The sequence below is a fragment of the Yersinia sp. 2553 StPb PI genome, assembly GCF_052217105.1.
GTDB lineage: Bacteria > Pseudomonadota > Gammaproteobacteria > Enterobacterales > Enterobacteriaceae > Yersinia > Yersinia enterocolitica_E.
Map to the genome: position 1 here is coordinate 3,519,018 of NZ_JAZGPX010000002.1, position 19,624 is coordinate 3,538,641.

Genomic DNA, 19,624 nt, shown 5'->3' on the forward strand with positions numbered 1-19,624 from the left:
TTACTTCTTCTTAGCCTCTTTGGTACGCACGACTTCGTCGGCGTAACGGACACCCTTGCCTTTATAAGGCTCAGGACGACGGTAGGCACGTAAATCTGCTGCAACCTGACCAATCACCTGCTTATCAGCGCCTTTCAGCACGATTTCAGTTTGGGTCGGGCATTCTGCAGTGATGCCAGCCGGCAATTCATGGTCAACTGGATGAGAGAAGCCTAAAGCTAAATTCACCACGTTGCCTTTAACTGCGGCACGGTAACCTACACCTACCAATTGAAGCTTCTTAGTGAAGCCTTCGGTAACACCAACGACCATTGCGTTAAGCAGTGCACGAGTGGTACCCGCTTGGGCCCAACCGTCTACAGCGCCTTCGCGTGGAGCGAAAGTCAGTGTATTTTCTTCTTGCTTAACTTCAACAGCGCTATGGACGGTACGAGTCAGCTCGCCGTTCTTACCCTTTATCGAAATAACCTGACCGTTGAGTTTTACCTCTACGCCGGCAGGAATGACGACGGGTGCTTTTGCAACACGAGACATTCTTTCCTCCCGAATTAAGCTACGTAGCAGATAATCTCGCCACCAAGACCAGCTTGGCGAGCTGCACGATCGGTCATAACACCTTTAGAGGTAGAAATAACAGCGATACCCAAACCGGCCATAACTTTTGGCAGCTCATCTTTTTTCTTATAGATGCGCAGACCTGGACGGCTGATACGTTGAATGCTTTCTACCACTGCCTTACCCTGGAAGTACTTAAGAGCTAATTCCAGAACAGGCTTGGTGTCGCCTTCGATTTTAAAATCTTCAATAAAACCTTCTTCCTTCAGAACGTTGGCAATTGCCACTTTCAGCTTGGAGGAAGGCATGGTGACCGCGACTTTGTTTGCGGATTGACCGTTACGGATACGGGTCAGCATATCCGCGATCGGATCTTGCATGCTCATCTGTCTTTACTCCCGTGATTCAATTGGTGACAATTACCAGCTAGCCTTCTTAAGGCCCGGGATTTCACCGCGCATTGCGGTTTCACGGACTTTAATACGGCTCAACCCGAACTTCCGCAGGAAACCATGCGGACGACCAGTTTGGTTGCAGCGGTTACGCTGACGGGACGGGCTGGAATCACGCGGCAGAGACTGCAGCTTCAGAACAGCATTCCAACGGTCTTCGTCGGATGAGTTCACACCAGAGATAATAGCTTTTAATTCCTCGCGTTGAGCGCGGTATTTGTTAGCTAGTTTCACGCGAACAACTTCGCGTGCTTTCATTGATTGCTTAGCCATCAGTAACCCTACCTTACTTGCGGAATGGGAATTTAAAAGCAGCCAACAATGCACGGCCTTCATCATCGGATTTCGCAGTAGTGGTAATGGTAATATCCAAACCACGTACACGATCGACTTTATCGTAGTCGATTTCCGGGAAGATGATCTGCTCGCGCACACCCATGCTGTAGTTACCACGACCATCGAATGACTTAGCGGACAAGCCACGGAAGTCACGGATACGAGGTACAGCAATGGTAATCAGACGCTCAAAGAATTCCCACATGCGTTCGCCACGCAGGGTTACTTTACAGCCGATCGGATAGCCCTGACGGATTTTGAAGCCTGCAACAGATTTGCGTGCTTTGGTGATAAACGGTTTTTGACCGGAGATTGCTGCCAAGTCAGCTGCTGCATTGTCCAGCAGTTTCTTGTCAGCGATCGCTTCACCAACACCCATGTTCAGGGTGATCTTCTCGACCCGAGGGACTTGCATGACAGAGTTGTAGCCAAACTGAGACATCAGTTGTTTGACCACCTCGTCTTTGTAGTAATCATGCAGTTTCGCCATCGTATTACTCCAAATTACTTGATAGTTTCGCTATTAGATTTAAAGAAACGGACTTTTTTGCCGTCTTCGAATCTAAAGCCTACACGGTCAGCCTTACCGGTTGTCGTGTTGAACAGCGCAAGGTTGGAAACTTGAATTGCAGCTTCTTTTTCAACAATGCCACCTGGTTGGTTCAGGGCCGGAACCGGCTTCTGATGTTTTTTAACCAGGTTGATACCTTCAACAATGACCTTACCAGCAGACAGGACATTCTTTACTTTACCGCGCTTACCTTTGTCTTTCCCGGTTAGCACGATAACTTCGTCATCACGACGGATTTTCGCTGCCATGGTTCGCTCCTTAGAGTACTTCTGGTGCCAGAGAGATAATTTTCATGAACTTCTCATTACGCAGTTCACGAGTTACCGGCCCAAAAATACGCGTGCCGATTGGCTGCTCGCTGTTATTATTTAAAATAACACAAGCGTTACCATCGAAGCGAATGACAGAACCGTCCGGGCGACGTACACCCTTCTTGGTGCGCACCACTACCGCCTTCAGAACATCGCCTTTCTTCACCTTGCCACGAGGAATTGCTTCCTTGATGGTGATCTTGATGATGTCGCCGATGCCTGCGTAGCGACGGTGCGAGCCACCTAGAACCTTGATACACATTACGCGACGTGCACCGGAGTTGTCGGCCACGTTCAGCATAGTCTGTTCTTGGATCATGTTAGTGCTCCGCTAATGTCAACTACTACTTTAGGACCCAGAATAGGTCGTTTAAAAGCCCCATTAATGAGGGCGCAGCATTATAACACCGCTTCCAAATTATGGGTAGAAAAAATAAACGGCCCACTTTCTGAGCCGTTTATTATGTTCGAGTTGGCTACTCTATTACAGAATCGCTTTCTCTACAACGCGAACAAGCGTCCAAGACTTAGTCTTTGACAGTGGACGGCATTCGCGGATTTCTACCACGTCACCGATTCCACATTCATTGTTCTCGTCATGTACATGCAATTTCGTCGTACGACGGATGAATTTCCCGTAAATAGGGTGTTTCACCACACGTTCGATAGCAACAACCATGGATTTCTCCATTTTGTCACTAACTACGCGACCTTGCAGAGTACGGATTTGCTCAGTCATTACGCACCCGCCTTCTCAGTCAGTAAAGTCTTAACACGTGCGATATTACGGCGCACTTGTTTCGACAGGTGAGTTTGTTGCAGCTGGCCACTAGCCGCCTGCATGCGCAAATTGAATTGCTCACGCAGCAGGTTGAGCAGCTCAGTGTTCAGCTCTTCAACGCTTTTTTCACGCAGCTCTTGTGCTTTCATCACATCACCGTCTTAGTTACAAAGGTGGTTCCTACAGGCAGTTTCGCTGCTGCGAGCTTAAATGCTTCGCGAGCAGTTTCTTCAGGTACACCAGCCATTTCAAACAACATTTTTCCTGGCTGGATCAGGGCAACCCAATACTCTACGTTACCCTTACCTTTACCCATACGCACTTCGAGCGGCTTCTCGGTGATCGGCTTGTCCGGGAATACACGGATCCAGACCTTACCTTGACGCTTAATTGCACGTGTCATCGCACGACGGGCTGCTTCGATTTGACGAGCCGTCAGGCGGCAACGGCCACAAGCTTTCAGGCCGAACTCACCGAAGCTAACATCCGTACCTTGCGCAAGGCCACGGTTACGGCCTTTGTGCATCTTACGGAATTTTGTACGCTTTGGTTGTAACATCAGCGATTCTCCTTACTTGCGGCCTTTACGCTGCTGCTTTTTAGGTTGAGCAGCCGGTTCCGGTTGTTCAACAGCAGCCATACCACCCAAGATCTCACCTTTGAAGATCCATACCTTAACGCCGATTACACCATAAGTGGTGTGCGCTTCAGATGTGTTGTAATCGATATCCGCACGCAGTGTATGCAACGGAACACGACCTTCACGGTACCATTCGGTACGCGCGATTTCAGCACCGCCAAGGCGGCCGCTTACTTCAACTTTGATACCTTTAGCGCCAAGACGCATTGCGTTCTGTACAGCACGCTTCATAGCACGACGGAACATAACACGACGTTCCAGCTGTGAAGTGATGCTGTCAGCAACCAATTTTGCGTCCAGTTCCGGTTTACGGACTTCGGCGATGTTAATCTGTGCAGGAACGCCAGCGATATCCGCTACGACCTTACGCAGTTTTTCGACATCTTCACCTTTCTTGCCGATAACGATGCCAGGACGAGCGGTGTGAATAGTCACACGGATGCTCTTCGCTGGACGCTCGATAACGATGCGAGAAACGGAAGCTTTCGCTAATTCCTTAGTCAGGAATTGGCGAACTTTAAAGTCGCCGTCCAGGTTGTCAGCGAATTCTTTGGTATTTGCGTACCAGGTAGAGTTCCAAGCTTTGACAATACCTAGTCGAATACCATTAGGATGTACTTTCTGACCCATTGCTAGTCTCCAGAGTCTCAGCGATCGGACACAACCACAGTAATGTGGCTGGTGCGCTTCAGGATGCGATCTGCACGACCTTTTGCACGCGGCATAATGCGCTTCATGCTAGGGCCTTCGTCTACGAAGATCTTCGTGACTTTCAGATCATCGATGTCAGCGCCATCGTTGTGTTCTGCGTTAGCAATGGCAGACTCTAGTACCTTCTTAACCAAACCAGCAGCTTTCTTGTTGGTATAGGCCAGAGTTTCCAGAGCTTGCGACACTTTCTTACCGCGAATCAGGTCCGCTACCAAGCGAACCTTCTGAGCAGAAGAACGAGCGTGGCGATGTTTAGCGATAGTTTCCATCTCTTCCTCCTACCTTAGCGCTTTTTAGCCTTTTTATCGGCCGCATGGCCGCGATAAGTACGGGTCGGCGCGAATTCACCCAGTTTGTGACCGACCATTTCATCGGCTACAAAAACGGGAACGTGCTGACGACCATTATGGACAGCGATGGTCAAACCGATCATATTTGGAAAGACCGTTGAACGACGGGACCAAGTCCGAATTGGCTTCTTGTCTCCGCTTTCCACCGCTTTCTCTACCTTCTTCAGCAAGTGCAGGTCAATGAAGGGACCTTTCTTGAGAGAACGTGGCATGGCTTATCCTCTAATTATTTTTTACTACGGCGACGTACGATGAACTTATCAGTACGCTTGTTGCTACGGGTCTTCTTACCTTTGGTTTGAACGCCCCACGGAGTTACCGGGTGCTTACCAAAGTTACGACCTTCACCACCACCGTGTGGGTGATCTACCGGGTTCATCGCCGTACCGCGAACGGTAGGACGAATACCACGCCAACGACTAGCACCTGCTTTACCCAGCACACGCAGCATGTGTTCAGCGTTACCGACTTCACCTAAGGTGGCGCGGCAATCAGCTTGAACCTTGCGCATTTCGCCGGAGCGCAGACGCAGAGTAACGTAGGAACCGTCACGAGCAACGATCTGAACGTATGCACCAGCAGAACGAGCCAATTGGCCGCCTTTACCTGGTTTCATTTCTACGTTATGAACCGTTGAACCAACTGGGATGTTACGCATAGGCAGGGTGTTACCTGCTTTAATTGCCGCATCAACGCCAGATTGAATCTGGTCACCAGCTTTCAGGCCTTTTGGCGCCAGGATATAACGGCGTTCGCCGTCTTTGTACAGAACCAGCGCGATATTCGCGGAACGGTTCGGATCGTACTCCAGACGCTCAACCACTGCAGGGATACCATCTTTGTTGCGTTTGAAGTCAACCAGACGATAATGTTGCTTGTGGCCACCACCGATATGACGGGTAGTGATACGGCCATTGTTGTTACGGCCACCGCTTTTGCTTAATTTCTCAAGCAACGGGGCATAAGGCTTACCCTTATGCAACTCCTGGTTAACCACCTTAACAACGTGGCGACGACCCGGAGATGTAGGTTTACATTTAACAATTGCCATTGTTTTACTCCTCCGACTTACTCTGCGCCGCCGATGAAGTCCAGATTCTGGCCTTCTTTCAGGGTGACGTAAGCTTTTTTCCAGTCGCTACGACGACCAACACGCTGACCGTGACGCTTACTCTTGCCTTTAACCAGCAAGGTGTTAACGTCTTCGACTTCGACTTCAAACAGTTTCTGCACTGCAGCTTTAATTTCTGCTTTGGTCGCGTCTTTGGCAACTTTGAGAACGATGGTGTTATTCTTTTCCATCGCAGCGGACGCTTTTTCAGATACATGCGGCGCGCGCAGTACTTTCAGCAGACGTTCTTCACGAATCATGCCAGCATCTCCTCAACTTGCTTCACAGCATCAGCAGTCATAACCACTTTATCGAAGGCGATCAGGCTAACTGGGTCGATACCGGCTACATCGCGAACGTCAACCTTGTACAGGTTGCGAGCTGCCAAGAACAAGTTCTCGTCCAGTTCACCCGTTACGATCAGCACATCTTCCAGAGCCATATCTTTCAGTTTCTGCGCCAGCAACTTAGTTTTAGGTGCTTCAACAGAGAACTTTTCGACAATGATCAGACGATCTTGACGTACCAATTCGGACAGAATGCTTTTCAGCGCGCCGCGGTACATCTTTTTATTTACTTTCTGACTGTGATCCTGAGGCTTCGCAGCAAAGGTCACACCACCTGAACGCCAGATTGGGCTCTTTACAGAACCTGCACGCGCACGGCCGGTGCCTTTCTGGCGCCACGGTTTCTTACCGGAACCTGTTACTTCAGCACGGGTCTTCTGAGCACGAGTACCTTGACGGGCACCTGCTGCGTAAGCAACAACAACCTGATGTACAAGCGCTTCATTGAAATCACGCCCGAAGGTAGTTTCGGAAACAGTCAGCGCGCCTTGCGCGTCTTTCATTACCAATTCCATTCCTATCTCCTCGACGTTACGCCTTGACAGCCGGTTTTACGATCAGGTTGCCACCGGTTGCTCCCGGTACAGCGCCCTTGACCAGCAGTAGGTTGCGCTCAGCGTCAACACGTACTACATCCAGGCTTTGAACAGTTACACGTTCATCACCCATATGGCCTGCCATTTTCTTGCCTTTAAACACTTTGCCCGGAGTCTGGTTCTGACCGATAGAACCCGGAACGCGGTGAGACAAGGAGTTACCATGGGTAGCATCTTGGGTACGGAAGTTCCAGCGCTTAACAGTACCGGCAAAACCTTTACCTTTAGACGTACCTGTAACGTCGACTTTCTTAACGTCTGCAAAGATTTCGACGCTAATTTCTTGGCCAGCAGTGAATTCTTGACCTTCTGGAAGGCGGAATTCCCACAGACCACGGCCAGCTTCTACGCCAGCTTTAGCGAAATGACCCGCTTCTGGTTTAGTAACGCGGTTAGCTTTTTTAGCACCGGTAGTTACTTGCACAGCACGGTATCCGTCGTTCTCCAGGCTTTTGACCTGAGTTACGCGGTTCGCTTCAATTTCGATAACAGTTACTGGGATTGAAACGCCATCTTCAGTGAAGATACGCGTCATACCCACTTTCTTACCGACTAAACCAATCATTGTTTCAACCTCTCAATCGCTCAATGACCTGATTAACCCAGGCTGATCTGCACGTCTACACCAGCAGCCAGATCCAGACGCATCAGAGCATCAACGGTTTTCTCGGTTGGCTCAACGATGTCAACCAGACGCTTGTGAGTGCGAATCTCGTACTGATCGCGCGCATCTTTATTGACGTGCGGAGAGATCAGAACGGTAAAGCGCTCTTTGCGAGTTGGCAGCGGGATCGGACCGCGAACCTGCGCACCAGTGCGCTTGGCAGTCTCGACGATTTCCGCAGTTGATTGATCGATCAAACGATGATCAAACGCTTTCAGGCGGATACGGATTCTTTGGTTCTGCATGAGACCAGAGCTCCAATTATTTATAAACGTAAATGATTACTCCTCGCACCCATTTCGATTGATGGGGGAGTGTAATCGTTCAACATATAACCCCCATATCGGGAGTATTGTTCAGTAACAGCACTAGGCTATGACTGACAGATTAGTTTCAATCTGGCCAACCAAGATTAGGTAGGCCCGCGCATTATACGTAAATACCAGCAGGAAGCAAGTCAGTGTTGGGAATCTATGCAAAAACTTGCCAGATAATTTAATTAAGGGGATATAAGGTTAATTTGTGCGGTAGGAATGAAAAAAAGAGTGAGTCCAAGAAGGATTCTCACTCTTTTTGACTGCGTAATCTTATGGTTAATAAACAAGCTATCTTGCAAGTGTTTAGTCTTTCGCCAACTGTGCCTGAGAGTAGTTTTGTATACCTAAACGCTCAATCAGACTCAGTTCTGTTTCGAGCCAGTCAATATGGCCCTCTTCATCAGCAAGAATTTCTTTCAATAAATCGCGACTAACATAATCATGGATAGAATCAGCATAAGCAATACCTTCACGCAGATCCTTCGCCCCGGCGAGCTCGAGAGCTAAATCTGATTTCAGTATTTCCTCAACATCCTCGCCAATATTCAGCTTACCCAAGTCCTGTAAGTTAGGAATACCTTCGAGGAATAAAATACGTTCGATGTATTTATCGGCATGCTTCATTTCGTCTATAGATTCGTGATACTCCTTATCATTAAGGCGCATCAGCCCCCAGTTTTTAAACATTCGGGCATGGAGAAAATATTGATTGATGGCAACTAGCTCGTTGCCGAGTAGTGTATTGAGATGTGCAATTATCTTTTTATCGCCTTTCATAACTATACCCTCCGCTTCCAGTACACAAAGTGTAGTACCAGATGGCAAAGTGTGGGGAATACTTCTCCCTGCTAACTATTAGGCAACATCATTCATTTCTGGAATGTTCGCGCGTTCCTCGATCAGTATCTCTCTGGCCTGTCGGATGCACTTACCGCAGTCTGTACCAATGGGTACCAATTGACGCAGTTGTTTAATGGTATGTGGATGGTGCTGACGTACAGCTTTACGGATAACTTTGTCAGATACCGCATTACACAGACAAACATACATAGAGAGACTCACTTCTTAACCAATCTCTCAAGTGTAAATAAGAATGCGTGTTATTTCAATTAAGATTATTCACTTTATCAAAAAAAAAGGGTGCCGAAGCACCCTTGGTTACTTGATCAATAAAATAATTAATCAGTAAAGCAATTAAGCGATAACTTTAGCAACAACACCAGCGCCTACAGTGCGGCCACCTTCACGGATTGCGAAACGCAGACCGTCGTCCATTGCGATTGGGTGAATCAAGGTAACAACCATGTTCACGTTATCACCAGGCATTACCATTTCAACGCCTTCTGGCAGTTCGATGGTACCGGTTACGTCAGTTGTACGGAAGTAGAACTGAGGACGGTAGCCTTTGAAGAACGGAGTATGACGGCCGCCTTCGTCTTTGCTCAGAATATAAACTTCTGAATCAAAGGTAGTGTGTGGTTTGATAGAGCCTGGTTTAGCCAGAACCTGACCACGTTCGATATCTTCACGTTTGATACCACGCAGAAGAACACCAACGTTCTCACCAGCACGGCCTTCGTCCAGCAGTTTGCGGAACATTTCAACGCCAGTACAAGTAGATTTAACAGTATCTTTGATACCAACGATCTCTACTTCTTCACCAACTTTAACGATACCGCGCTCTACACGACCAGTTACAACAGTACCACGGCCTGAGATAGAGAATACGTCTTCGATTGGCAGCAAGAATGGCTTATCGATAGCACGTTCTGGCAGTGGAATATAAGTATCCAATGCTTCAGCCAGTTCGATAATTTTTGCTTCCCACTCAGGAACGCCTTCCAGTGCTTTCAGAGCTGAGCCCTTGATTACTGGAATGTCGTCGCCTGGGAAATCGTAAGCAGAAAGAAGTTCACGAACTTCCATTTCTACCAGTTCCAGCAGCTCTTCGTCGTCAACCATGTCACATTTGTTCATGAATACGATCATGTATGGAACGCCAACCTGGCGACCCAACAGGATGTGTTCACGAGTCTGTGGCATAGGACCATCAGTTGCAGCAACAACCAAGATCGCGCCGTCCATCTGAGCAGCACCGGTGATCATGTTTTTAACGTAGTCGGCGTGTCCTGGGCAGTCAACGTGCGCATAGTGACGAGTCGGGGTGTCATATTCAACGTGAGAAGTGTTGATGGTGATACCACGAGCTTTTTCTTCTGGTGCGTTATCGATCTGATCGAAAGCACGAGCGCTACCGCCGTAGGTTTTAGCCAGTACGGTAGTGATTGCTGCAGTCAGGGTAGTTTTACCATGGTCAACGTGGCCGATAGTACCGACGTTTACATGGGGTTTGTTACGTTCAAATTTTTCTTTAGACACGACTATATTCCTTACTCTGGTGCTCTACCACTTATGAGAGAGCACTGGATCATTGTTTTAAACCCGAAAGCTTATTTGCCACGGGCTTCGATAACGGCTTGAGCGACGTTACTCGGCGCTTCAGCATACTTCAGGAACTCCATAGAGTATGAAGCACGGCCCTGGGTCTGAGAGCGCAGGTCAGTAGCATAACCGAACATTTCAGACAACGGAACCTGGGCACGAATAGTCTTACCAGTTAACGTATCTTCCATACCTTCGATCATGCCACGACGACGACTCAGGTCACCCATTACGTCACCCGCATAATCTTCAGGGGTTTCGATTTCAACCTTCATTATTGGCTCAAGCAGAACTGGTTTAGCTCGTTTGAAACCTTCTTTAAAGGCGATAGAACCGGCTAATTTAAACGCCAATTCTGAGGAGTCAACATCATGGTAAGAACCGTAGTGCAGACGCACTTTAACGTCCACAACCGGATAACCAGCCAGAGGACCGGACTTCAGTTGTTCCTGGATACCTTTATCAACAGCAGGGATGAACTCTTTAGGAATAGAACCACCAACGATTTCGTTGACGAATTCATACCCAGCGCCACCCGGTGGTAACGGAGACATATCGATAACAACATGACCGTACTGACCACGACCGCCTGACTGCTTAGCGTGCTTACCTTCCACGTCCTTGACGGTATCGCGGATAGTTTCACGGTAAGCAACCTGAGGTTTACCGATGTTTGCTTCCACGCTAAATTCGCGGCGCATACGGTCAACCAGGATATCCAAGTGCAGCTCACCCATACCAGCGATGATAGTCTGACCTGATTCTTCGTCAGTCCACACACGGAATGATGGATCTTCTTTTGCCAGACGCCCCAGAGCCATACCCATTTTTTCCTGGTCGGCTTTGGTTTTTGGTTCAACGGCAACAGAGATCACTGGCTCAGGGAACTCCATACGTTCCAGAATGATCACATGCTTTGGATCACATAAGGTGTCACCCGTCGTCACGTCTTTCAGGCCGATCGCTGCTGCGATGTCGCCTGCGCGAACTTCTTTGATCTCTTCACGTTTGTTGGCGTGCATCTGTACGATACGACCCAAACGCTCTTCACGCGAACGTACTGAGTTCAGCACAGTGTCACCGGAGTTAACAATGCCAGAGTACACACGGAAGAATGTCAGGTTACCCACAAACGGGTCGGTAGCAATTTTGAATGCCAATGCAGAGAACGGCTCTTTGTCGTCTGAATGACGAACAGCCGGAGTATCTTTACCATCGTCCAAAATACCGTTGATTGCTTCAACGTCAGTTGGCGCTGGCAGATAATCGATAACTGCATCCAGCATTGCCTGTACGCCTTTGTTTTTAAACGCAGAACCACAGGTAACCAAGATAATTTCGTTGCGCAGAACACGTTGACGCAGAGCTTTCTTGATTTCTTCTTCGGTCAGCTCTTCGCCGCCCAAATACTTGTCCATCAACTCTTCAGACGCTTCTGCAGCCGATTCAACCAGATTCTGGTGCCATTCAGCAGCCAGCTCAGCCATATCAGCAGGGATCTCTTCGTATTCGAAGGTCACACCCAGATCGGCTTCATTCCAGTTGATCGCTTTCATTTTCACTAGATCGATAACACCAGTGAATTTCTCTTCCGCGCCGATTGCCAGTTGCAATGGAACTGGATTCGCGCCCAGACGAGCTTTAAGCTGGCCAACAACTTTCAGGAAGTTAGCACCCATGCGGTCCATTTTGTTAACGAACGCAATGCGTGGGACTTTATATTTGTTCGCCTGACGCCATACGGTCTCAGACTGTGGCTGAACACCACCAACTGCACAGTAAACCATTACCGCACCGTCAAGAACACGCATAGAACGTTCAACTTCAATGGTGAAGTCAACGTGCCCTGGGGTGTCAATGATATTGATGTGATGTGGTTCATACTGTTTAGCCATACCAGACCAGAAGCAGGTAGTAGCCGCAGAAGTAATGGTAATACCACGTTCCTGCTCTTGTTCCATCCAGTCCATAGTGGCTGCGCCGTTATGAACTTCACCGATCTTATGGTTTACACCGGTGTAAAACAGGATACGTTCGGTAGTGGTTGTCTTACCGGCGTCGATGTGAGCGCTGATACCGATATTACGATAGCGCTCAATGGGTGTTTTACGAGCCATTTGATTCCTCTATTGCCTTAGGCGTTCATTCGATTAACCATGCGGGTTAACTATTAAAGCGCCCGCATGGTTAGCATAGCTACTGCGTGGTAATTACCAGCGGTAGTGCGCGAACGCCTTGTTAGCTTCGGCCATACGGTGAACGTCTTCACGTTTCTTAACAGCAGAACCTTTGTTCTCTGCTGCGTCAGACAGTTCATTCGCCAAGCGCAAAGCCATGGATTTATCACCGCGTTTACGAGCAGCATCAACGATCCAACGCATTGCCAAGGCATTACGACGAACCGGACGAACTTCAACTGGTACCTGATAAGTAGAACCACCAACGCGGCGAGACTTAACTTCGACAGTCGGGCGCACGTTATCCAGAGCTACTTCGAAAGCTTCCAGAAAATCTTTACCAGAACGCTGAGCCAGGGTTTCCAGCGCGGTATAGACGATTGCTTCTGCAGTAGATTTTTTACCATCTACCATCAGGATATTTACAAATTTAGCCAGCAATTCAGATCCGAACTTAGGATCTGGCAAAATTTTACGCTGACCAATTACACGACGACGTGGCATGGAAATACTCCGTTGTTAATTCAGGGTTGTCCAAAACTCTAAGAGTTTATTTTGACATTAATGTGAAAATGTTTGGCCTTACTTAACGGAGAACCATTAAGCCTTTGGCTTCTTCACGCCGTACTTAGAACGTGATTGCTTACGGTCTTTAACACCTGAGCAGTCAAGCGCGCCGCGGACGGTGTGGTAACGCACACCTGGCAAGTCTTTTACACGACCGCCACGGATCAGGATCACGGAGTGTTCCTGTAGGTTATGACCTTCACCGCCAATGTAGGAGGTGACTTCAAAACCGTTAGTTAAACGCACACGGCAAACTTTACGCAGTGCGGAGTTAGGTTTTTTCGGGGTGGTGGTATATACGCGGGTACATACACCACGTTTCTGCGGGCATGCTTCCAGCGCAGGAACGTTGCTTTTAGCAACCTTCATGCTGCGTGGCTTGCGAACCAGCTGGTTAATCGTTGCCATTATTAAAAAAGCTCCTGGTTTTTTGCTTCGTAAACACGTGATAAATCCCCCTCGTTTGCACGACTGGCAGAGAACGAGGACGCAGAATTTTATGGCTGACTATCTAAGGTGTCAAGAAATATACAGCATTGACTGCATTACCATGCCAGTTGTTGCTGATGTTTTAGGGTCAAATCCACGAAGTGAGTATAGCCGATTAGCGTAGCGCTGTCTGAAATTTGACCAGACAAACCACGTGCAATAACGTCATCTTCTAACACAAATAGAGAAGCTGGGTTATTTAACAATAGCTTAAGACTTTCACTGTTTTTCAAAACAGTCATAACGCCATCTTGTAGAAAGAGAATCTCATCTTCGGATGTGACTAATCTCAGCAAAGCAGATAAATCGCAACGATAAGGAGAATGACTGACGGTATACAGCATTATAGCGACCCAAATCCCATTAAAAAGTCAGCACAACATCATAAGTTGCCAATTGGCGACGTAAATTTACCGGAGATAATACCTCGACATCAAGGATCCAGTTCGTCACACCACTCAACCCGCGTTGCTCTAATGAGGCTTCGCAGATATAACAATTCTCAACATCGTACAGGGGTAAGACACCGAAAGTGGCAATATAGTTTCTGGCGAGAATTATTTCCGGTTGTTGCTGAGGTAATAGCTGCAAGACACCATCTGACAGAAAGAATACACCTAAATCTTCGCTTAATGCCGATGTGGCCAGTAAGGCATCCAACCCTTCCCGCCCTGCCGAATTGCCATGCGGACCTTGGGTGAAAACAAAAGCGACACGTTTCATTGCCATTAAAATTGCACCATGCGATCACAGGTCAATGCGGCTTCGGCTAACGCACCCAAGCCGGTTAAGGTAAAACCCGGTTGCAGATTCGCTGCCGCAAGATTGAGTTGTTCGGCTTCCTGTTGGTCGGTTACACCACGGCGTAATGCCGCCGCCACACACACATGCAACATAACAGCATGTTCAGCCGCCAATTGTTGCCACGCCCTTACCAAGTCAAATTCATCACTGGCAGGGGCAGTTAATTGGTTAGCGTTCAAAACGCCTTCGCGATAGAAGAAAACACTCACCAAACTGTGACCTGAATTTATCAGCGCTTGTGCAAATTGATAAGCACTACTGGCCTGCTGCGTACCATAAGCAGGCCCAGTGACCATAAGACAATATCTTTTCACGCCAGACATTAACGGTCGTGCCCTACAAGGTCGCCACTTTTGAATTGGCGAATGTAGAGATAGACGGTGTGTTTAGAGATATTAAGCCGTTCTGCAACCTGATTGATGGCATCTTTGATATCAAAAATACCCTTTTCATAAAGATTAAGTACCACTTGGCGGTTCTTCGCATTGTTAGAAACATTACGGTCCGCATTGACTTCTTCGATGGTAAATTCAAGTGTTTGCGCCACCAAATCATCAACAGATGAGGCAAAGTTGACCGAGGAAGCAACTTCCTGCGTTTCCGGCGGCATAAACGTTTGGATGATTTGTGAGAAAGGCACATCCAGATTCATGTTGATGCACAGCAAGCCAATAACACGCTGGTCACGGTTACGGATAGCGATAGTGACTGATTTCATCAGTACACCACTTTTGGCTCGGGTGAAATAAGCTCTTGAAACACTGCTATCAGCACCGGCCATATCGTGCAACATCCGTAGAGCCAAGTCGGTTATCGGTGAACCAATTTGCCTTCCAGTGTGTTCTCCATTCGCAATTCTTACCGCAGAGCTTTTCAGATCTTCCAGTGAGTGCAGAACGATTTCACAGTGGCCGCCAATAAGCATAGCTAAGCCATCAACGACAGCTTCGTATGATTTTAGTATTTCATGGTCCGTCTGACTGAACGGACGTTCATCCAGTAAATCCAGTTCACTGGTTTCGCTACTGAGAAGCGAATTAGACATCGAAGACACCATCCTCTAGGTAAAGCCTGTCTCAATATCGTTGGCAGACTCATAACTCAATATCTTAGATTTTAAGTCTAGCAAATATGCTGAGATAAAATCCTTGCGTTTGCGCGTGATATTGACGTTAAGCCCACAAGCCATAAACCGTCAAGTTATCAACGAACAGAAGTGAAAATTGATAGATGTGCCGCAAAAAAAACCGCCACGACAATTATCGCAGCGGTTATAAGCAGAATCGGTGAACTAAGCTGAATTACTTCTTCGCTTTTTCGCCTGCAGCTGCTGCTGGTTGCTCTTCTGGAGCATCAGCTTTTGGTGCCGCTTTCACATCTAACAGTTCTACATCGAATACCAGAGTAGAGTTAGCTGGGATACCTGGGACGCCAGTTTTGCCGTAAGCCAGTTCTGGTGGGATAACCAGGGTGATCTTGCCACCTTTTTTGATTTGCTTCAGGCCTTCAGTCCAACCTGGGATAACACCGTCCAAGCGGAAGGATAATGGCTCACCACGCTTGTAGGAGTTATCAAACTCAGTGCCATCAGTCAGTGTCCCTTTGTAATTAACAACCACGGTATCACTGTCTTTTGGTGCTTCACCAGTACCGGCTTTCTCTACTTTGTACAGCAGGCCAGATGCGGTTTTCTTCACATCTTTTTCTTTAGCGAAAGTATCGCGATACTTAGCGCCCTTATCGGCATTTTCTTTAGCGTCCTGCTCCATTTTTGCCTGAGCAGAAGCTTTTACGCGAGCTTCAAAACTTTGCAGAGTGCTTTCAATTTCTGCATCAGTCAGTTTGCTTTTGTTAGCAAACGCGTCCTGAACACCGGCGATCAACTGGTCTTTATCCAGTTTAATACCCAGCTTTTCTTGTTCTTTTAGGGAATTATCCATGTAACGCCCTAATGATGCGCCTAATGCATAAGCAGATTGCTGGTCATCATTTTTAAATGCGCTATTGGTCGTTGCTGGCGCGGCTGCGGTTTTGGCTGCTTCAGCAGCGAAAGTAGCAGAGGTATTCAGGGTCAGCGCCATGGTGGTAGCCAGTAGCGTTACTTTAAACAGTGATTTCATCCATTTCTCCATTGGCTTAAGGACACTTACCCCAAGCAACGATTATAAGTGTAACTTGTACTATAACTGTCTGTGCGAACACAAAACAATCTCTATGCTGATGCTATTAAGTGATATTAAGACTTTTTTTACTACAAGAAGTTTCGTTTTATCGATATCTTGACCCTCGCAAGGCAATCACGGCGTTTTACAGGTAGAATCGCCCCTCCCCTGTTTTTTCTCTATGAGTATCAAATAGGAAATAATAAGAGGGTATGGTTTGCAGTCATGAGAGGAAATTAATATGGAACAATCCCTGTTTGAACAACGGCTGGAAATGCTGGAAAGCCGTCTGGCATTTCAGGAAGTGACGATTGAGGAACTCAATTTGATCGTGACGGAGCACCAAATGGAAATGACCAAATTGCGGGAGCATCTGCGCTTGTTGACCGATAAACTGCGCGAATCTCAGTCTTCCATGATGGCCTCGCCAGCAGAAGAGACACCGCCTCCGCATTATTAATGCGGATAGCAAAAAGCCAGCCGCAAGGCTGGCTTTTGACTGACAGAGTCAGATCTTAGTGACAGCCACAGCCGCCCTTACCACAACCACCTTTACCATGTTCATGATCGTGGTCACTCTCATCATGGCCATGACCGCCACAGCAACCATCACCGTGTTCATGATGATGATCATGCTCGCCATGTACGTGGCCATGTTGCAGCTCTTCTTCTGTTGCTTCACGGATAGCAACCACGTCAACGTGGAAGTTCAGATCCTGACCCGCCAGCATGTGGTTACCATCAACCACCACGTGCTCATCTTCAACAGCAGTGATCTCTACCGGTACTGGACCTTGATCGGTATCAGCCAGGAAACGCATGCCAACTTCCAGCTCGTCAACGCCCATAAAGACGTCTTTCGGTACGCGCTGCACCAGATTTTCATCATAGCTGCCGTAGCCTTCGTCTGCATTCACGCGCACATCAAAGCTGTCGCCAGCTTCATGACCTTCGAGCGCTTTTTCCAAACCAGCGATCAGGGAACCGTGTCCATGCAAGTAGTCCAACGGCGCACTCACCGGAGACTCATCAACTAAAACACCGTCTTCTGTACGTACCTGGTAAGCCAGGCTGACCACCAAGTCTTTTGCTACTTTCATGATATCTCCTACCCTTGGAACAAAAATTGGCACAGATTGTAGCTGAAATCTGCACCGCTGTACCCACCAGCATAAAAAATCGCGAAGGATAACGCTACTCGGGATGGAAAATACCGATCACTTGTTCATGCGGGCGGACGTGTTGATTGACCTGTTCATCCGTCTGGCGTTGATGGTGACCACACTTGACACACTCGACCACCTCTACCTGATCTTCACGCCATAAAGCCAATGTATCCAATGCCTTACATTTTGGACAAACCGCTCCAGCGATAAATCTTTTGCGCGTTTTTGTCTTATTAAGAGCACTTGTCATCGTTTTCTCCGACATTATTCGTATTCATCCCACCCATCTAACTGCCGACTTTCATGTAGCATTTCTCGCTGGAAAATATCTTCCAGTTCACGGCGGGCCTCTTTAACTCTGGAGATTTGCGCCACATCACCATGATGCTGCGGCACCAATTCACGCAGCATCCGCATATCAAGACGACGGAAATGTTGTTGCGCCCGATAAGCTTGATGTGGATGCATTCCCAATCCCAATAGCGTTTTACGCCCCAACTCCAGCGCACTGGAAAAGGTTTCGCGGGTGAAGTCTTTGACGCCATTTTGCAACAGTTCATGTGCTTCAACACGCCCTCTGGCACGCGCCAGAATGTGCAAATCAGGGAAATGTTGCTGGCACAGATGCACCAATGTCATGGTATCTTCCGGCTCATTACAGGTGATAACAATAGCTTTAGCTTTTTCCGCGCCGGCGGCCCGCAACAGTTCCAATTCGGTGGCATCGCCGTAATAGACTTTGTAACCGTATTTGCGCATCACACTCACCGCACTGACATCACGTTCTAACACGGTAATACGCATTTTGTTCGCCATCAGTAGGCGGCCAATCACCTGACCAAATCGCCCAAAACCAACAATAATCACCTGCGGATCATTATCTTCCACGAACGGCTTCTCATCGCTCTCTTCCTGCGCGTTATAACGGCGGATCAGAATGCGATCGATAGCCTGCATCAATAATGGTGTCGTCATCATCGACAACGTAACCACCACCAGCAGCAATGCCAGTTGTTCAGCATTTAGAACATGTTGAGAGAATGCAGCGGAGAACAAGACGAAAGCAAATTCACCGCCCTGACTGAGCACTCCGGCAAATTGCAAGCGCACCGAACGGCGCAAGCCAAATGTACGTGCCAAACCATACAATACGGTGCCTTTGATAAATACCAGCGCCAGCACACCTAACAACACATCCAGCAGGTGAGTGAATAGCACACCAAGATTCAGCGCCATCCCAACCGAAATAAAGAACAACCCGAGCAATAACCCTTTAAAAGGTTCGATGGCAATTTCCAGTTCGTGCTGAAATTCACTTTCGGCCAGTAATATCCCGGCGATAAATGTCCCTAACGCCATCGATAGGCCCAATGCATCCATAAACAGTGCAGAACCTAATACCACCAGTAATGCGGCCGCAGTAAAAACCTCCCGCACACCAGAGGCGACAATATAGCGAAACAAGGGGCGCAGCAGATAGCGACCACCAATCAACATGCCCGCAAACGCCGCAACTTTAATACCAATTTTGACCCAATCATTGGCAGCACCACCGCCCCCCGCCAGAATAGGGATCAACGCCAAAGCAGGTATAACCGCCATATCCTGGAACAGTAACACCGAGAATCCGAGCTGCCCGCCTTCGTTGCGGTTCATGCCTTTTTCCCGCATTAGCTGCAATGCCATCGCGGTCGAGGACATTGCTAAACCAATGCCACCGATAACCGCCGCCTGCCAGGCGAACTGAGTGAAATAGAGTAATGCCCCCAATACTGCCGCTGTAATAACAACCTGACCCGCACCGACACCAAAAATAGAGCGCCGCAACTGCCATAGCTTGGCTGGATTCAACTCCAACCCAATGATAAACATCAGAAACACCACACCAAGCTCGGAGAAGTGCAGTATTTCGTCAACATCACGTATAAAACCTAACCCCCATGGACCAATAGCAATACCGGCTATCAGATAACCCAACACCGCACCAATACCCAGGCGTTGAGCAATAGGAACCGCAACCACAGCGGCAAATAAAAATAATAAAATGGCAGTAAGTAGCGCTGAGCCTTCCATAT

At 48.0% G+C, this 19,624-nt stretch carries 32 protein-coding genes; 1 reads left to right on the forward strand and 31 read right to left on the reverse strand.

All coding sequences use genetic code 11. The annotated features are described in order from the left end of the window. From rplF to fkpA, 28 genes are all read right to left on the reverse strand, one after another. The gene (gene rplF / locus V2A84_RS17665) at nt 1-534 is read right to left on the reverse strand and encodes a 50S ribosomal protein L6 (protein ID WP_004391415.1); all 534 of its coding nucleotides are present in this window, start codon (nt 532-534) and stop codon (nt 1-3) included. Between the two features lie 14 nt (nt 535-548). Next, the gene (gene rpsH, locus V2A84_RS17670; protein WP_032820216.1) at nt 549-941 is read right to left on the reverse strand and encodes a 30S ribosomal protein S8; all 393 of its coding nucleotides are present in this window, start codon (nt 939-941) and stop codon (nt 549-551) included. A 33-nt stretch (nt 942-974) separates the two neighbouring features. After that, complete coding sequence (gene rpsN, locus V2A84_RS17675; RefSeq protein ID WP_004391418.1) at nt 975-1,280, reverse strand: 30S ribosomal protein S14; 306 nt, start codon at nt 1,278-1,280, stop codon at nt 975-977. Nucleotides 1,281-1,293: 13 nt separating this feature from the next. Further along, nucleotides 1,294-1,833, reverse strand: coding sequence for a 50S ribosomal protein L5 (rplE, locus tag V2A84_RS17680; protein WP_004391419.1), 540 nt, complete (start codon nt 1,831-1,833; stop codon nt 1,294-1,296). A gap of 14 nt (nt 1,834-1,847) precedes the next feature. Then, nucleotides 1,848-2,162, reverse strand: a complete 315-nt coding sequence (gene rplX / locus V2A84_RS17685) for a 50S ribosomal protein L24 (protein ID WP_049612315.1) — start codon at nt 2,160-2,162, stop codon at nt 1,848-1,850. 10 nt (nt 2,163-2,172) lie between these two features. Then, the gene (gene rplN / locus V2A84_RS17690) at nt 2,173-2,544 is read right to left on the reverse strand and encodes a 50S ribosomal protein L14 (RefSeq protein ID WP_002213325.1); all 372 of its coding nucleotides are present in this window, start codon (nt 2,542-2,544) and stop codon (nt 2,173-2,175) included. Between the two features lie 165 nt (nt 2,545-2,709). Continuing rightward, nucleotides 2,710-2,964, reverse strand: coding sequence for a 30S ribosomal protein S17 (rpsQ, locus tag V2A84_RS17695; protein WP_032820219.1), 255 nt, complete (start codon nt 2,962-2,964; stop codon nt 2,710-2,712). Then, the gene (rpmC, locus tag V2A84_RS17700) at nt 2,964-3,155 is read right to left on the reverse strand and encodes a 50S ribosomal protein L29 (RefSeq protein ID WP_005159843.1); all 192 of its coding nucleotides are present in this window, start codon (nt 3,153-3,155) and stop codon (nt 2,964-2,966) included. Before rpmC ends, rpsQ begins: the two co-directional genes overlap by 1 nt. Next, the gene (gene rplP / locus V2A84_RS17705) at nt 3,155-3,565 is read right to left on the reverse strand and encodes a 50S ribosomal protein L16 (protein ID WP_038242806.1); all 411 of its coding nucleotides are present in this window, start codon (nt 3,563-3,565) and stop codon (nt 3,155-3,157) included. The genes rpmC and rplP overlap by 1 nt, the downstream gene beginning before the upstream one ends. A gap of 12 nt (nt 3,566-3,577) precedes the next feature. Then, nucleotides 3,578-4,276, reverse strand: coding sequence for a 30S ribosomal protein S3 (gene rpsC / locus V2A84_RS17710; RefSeq protein ID WP_083161167.1), 699 nt, complete (start codon nt 4,274-4,276; stop codon nt 3,578-3,580). Nucleotides 4,277-4,293: 17 nt separating this feature from the next. Continuing rightward, entirely contained in the window at nt 4,294-4,626 is a 333-nt protein-coding gene (gene rplV, locus V2A84_RS17715; protein WP_004391423.1) for a 50S ribosomal protein L22, read from the reverse strand. Nucleotides 4,627-4,640: 14 nt separating this feature from the next. Further along, on the reverse strand, nt 4,641-4,919 hold the full coding sequence (gene rpsS / locus V2A84_RS17720; RefSeq protein ID WP_032818077.1) for a 30S ribosomal protein S19: 279 nt from the start codon (nt 4,917-4,919) through the stop codon (nt 4,641-4,643). Between the two features lie 14 nt (nt 4,920-4,933). Further along, nucleotides 4,934-5,758 (reverse strand): 50S ribosomal protein L2, encoded by an 825-nt coding sequence (gene rplB / locus V2A84_RS17725; protein WP_005186240.1) that lies wholly within the window; start codon nt 5,756-5,758, stop codon nt 4,934-4,936. A 17-nt stretch (nt 5,759-5,775) separates the two neighbouring features. Then, nucleotides 5,776-6,078: a 50S ribosomal protein L23 gene (gene rplW, locus V2A84_RS17730; RefSeq protein ID WP_005159841.1), complete on the reverse strand. Its 303-nt coding sequence runs from the start codon at nt 6,076-6,078 to the stop codon at nt 5,776-5,778. Next, on the reverse strand, nt 6,075-6,680 hold the full coding sequence (gene rplD, locus V2A84_RS17735) for a 50S ribosomal protein L4 (protein ID WP_004702326.1): 606 nt from the start codon (nt 6,678-6,680) through the stop codon (nt 6,075-6,077). Before rplD ends, rplW begins: the two co-directional genes overlap by 4 nt. A gap of 16 nt (nt 6,681-6,696) precedes the next feature. Further along, nucleotides 6,697-7,326 carry a 50S ribosomal protein L3 gene (rplC, locus tag V2A84_RS17740; protein ID WP_002218932.1) on the reverse strand — a complete coding sequence of 210 codons (630 nt, stop codon included), beginning with the start codon at nt 7,324-7,326 and terminating at the stop codon, nt 6,697-6,699. Between the two features lie 32 nt (nt 7,327-7,358). After that, nucleotides 7,359-7,670 (reverse strand): 30S ribosomal protein S10, encoded by a 312-nt coding sequence (gene rpsJ / locus V2A84_RS17745; RefSeq protein ID WP_001181005.1) that lies wholly within the window; start codon nt 7,668-7,670, stop codon nt 7,359-7,361. A 375-nt stretch (nt 7,671-8,045) separates the two neighbouring features. Beyond that, nucleotides 8,046-8,519 carry a bacterioferritin gene (gene bfr, locus V2A84_RS17750; protein WP_083161169.1) on the reverse strand — a complete coding sequence of 158 codons (474 nt, stop codon included), beginning with the start codon at nt 8,517-8,519 and terminating at the stop codon, nt 8,046-8,048. A gap of 78 nt (nt 8,520-8,597) precedes the next feature. Then, nucleotides 8,598-8,792 (reverse strand): bacterioferritin-associated ferredoxin, encoded by a 195-nt coding sequence (gene bfd, locus V2A84_RS17755; protein ID WP_005186233.1) that lies wholly within the window; start codon nt 8,790-8,792, stop codon nt 8,598-8,600. 144 nt (nt 8,793-8,936) lie between these two features. Beyond that, entirely contained in the window at nt 8,937-10,121 is a 1,185-nt protein-coding gene (tuf, locus tag V2A84_RS17760; RefSeq protein WP_005186230.1) for an elongation factor Tu, read from the reverse strand. A gap of 71 nt (nt 10,122-10,192) precedes the next feature. Next, a complete protein-coding gene (gene fusA, locus V2A84_RS17765) occupies nt 10,193-12,301 on the reverse strand; it encodes an elongation factor G (protein ID WP_083161170.1) in 2,109 nt (702 codons plus the stop codon). A 93-nt stretch (nt 12,302-12,394) separates the two neighbouring features. Then, nucleotides 12,395-12,865, reverse strand: coding sequence for a 30S ribosomal protein S7 (rpsG, locus tag V2A84_RS17770; RefSeq protein WP_002212324.1), 471 nt, complete (start codon nt 12,863-12,865; stop codon nt 12,395-12,397). Nucleotides 12,866-12,961: 96 nt separating this feature from the next. Beyond that, nucleotides 12,962-13,336 carry a 30S ribosomal protein S12 gene (gene rpsL, locus V2A84_RS17775; protein ID WP_002212323.1) on the reverse strand — a complete coding sequence of 125 codons (375 nt, stop codon included), beginning with the start codon at nt 13,334-13,336 and terminating at the stop codon, nt 12,962-12,964. Between the two features lie 137 nt (nt 13,337-13,473). Further along, nucleotides 13,474-13,761: a sulfurtransferase complex subunit TusB gene (gene tusB, locus V2A84_RS17780; RefSeq protein WP_049601300.1), complete on the reverse strand. Its 288-nt coding sequence runs from the start codon at nt 13,759-13,761 to the stop codon at nt 13,474-13,476. Nucleotides 13,762-13,780: 19 nt separating this feature from the next. Next, nucleotides 13,781-14,146 (reverse strand): sulfurtransferase complex subunit TusC, encoded by a 366-nt coding sequence (tusC, locus tag V2A84_RS17785; RefSeq protein ID WP_083161171.1) that lies wholly within the window; start codon nt 14,144-14,146, stop codon nt 13,781-13,783. After that, nucleotides 14,146-14,544, reverse strand: coding sequence for a sulfurtransferase complex subunit TusD (tusD, locus tag V2A84_RS17790; RefSeq protein WP_083161172.1), 399 nt, complete (start codon nt 14,542-14,544; stop codon nt 14,146-14,148). Before tusD ends, tusC begins: the two co-directional genes overlap by 1 nt. Further along, the gene (locus V2A84_RS17795) at nt 14,544-15,266 is read right to left on the reverse strand and encodes a helix-turn-helix transcriptional regulator (protein ID WP_032906602.1); all 723 of its coding nucleotides are present in this window, start codon (nt 15,264-15,266) and stop codon (nt 14,544-14,546) included. Before V2A84_RS17795 ends, tusD begins: the two co-directional genes overlap by 1 nt. A 256-nt stretch (nt 15,267-15,522) precedes the next feature. Further along, nucleotides 15,523-16,341, reverse strand: a complete 819-nt coding sequence (gene fkpA / locus V2A84_RS17800) for an FKBP-type peptidyl-prolyl cis-trans isomerase (RefSeq protein ID WP_083161173.1) — start codon at nt 16,339-16,341, stop codon at nt 15,523-15,525. Nucleotides 16,342-16,624: 283 nt separating this feature from the next. Here fkpA and V2A84_RS17805 point away from each other — a divergent pair, with 283 nt between their 5' ends. Continuing rightward, nucleotides 16,625-16,843 (forward strand): protein SlyX, encoded by a 219-nt coding sequence (locus V2A84_RS17805; protein ID WP_005186209.1) that lies wholly within the window; start codon nt 16,625-16,627, stop codon nt 16,841-16,843. A gap of 55 nt (nt 16,844-16,898) precedes the next feature. On the opposite strand, the gene slyD is transcribed toward V2A84_RS17805, so the two are convergent. The 3 genes from slyD to kefB form a co-directional block, all read right to left on the reverse strand. Beyond that, nucleotides 16,899-17,483 (reverse strand): peptidylprolyl isomerase, encoded by a 585-nt coding sequence (gene slyD / locus V2A84_RS17810; protein WP_083161174.1) that lies wholly within the window; start codon nt 17,481-17,483, stop codon nt 16,899-16,901. Nucleotides 17,484-17,577: 94 nt separating this feature from the next. Then, nucleotides 17,578-17,799 carry a YheV family putative zinc ribbon protein gene (locus V2A84_RS17815; protein WP_372560345.1) on the reverse strand — a complete coding sequence of 74 codons (222 nt, stop codon included), beginning with the start codon at nt 17,797-17,799 and terminating at the stop codon, nt 17,578-17,580. A gap of 14 nt (nt 17,800-17,813) precedes the next feature. Beyond that, the gene (gene kefB, locus V2A84_RS17820) at nt 17,814-19,622 is read right to left on the reverse strand and encodes a glutathione-regulated potassium-efflux system protein KefB (RefSeq protein ID WP_083161175.1); all 1,809 of its coding nucleotides are present in this window, start codon (nt 19,620-19,622) and stop codon (nt 17,814-17,816) included. Nucleotides 19,623-19,624: the final 2 nt, after the last annotated feature.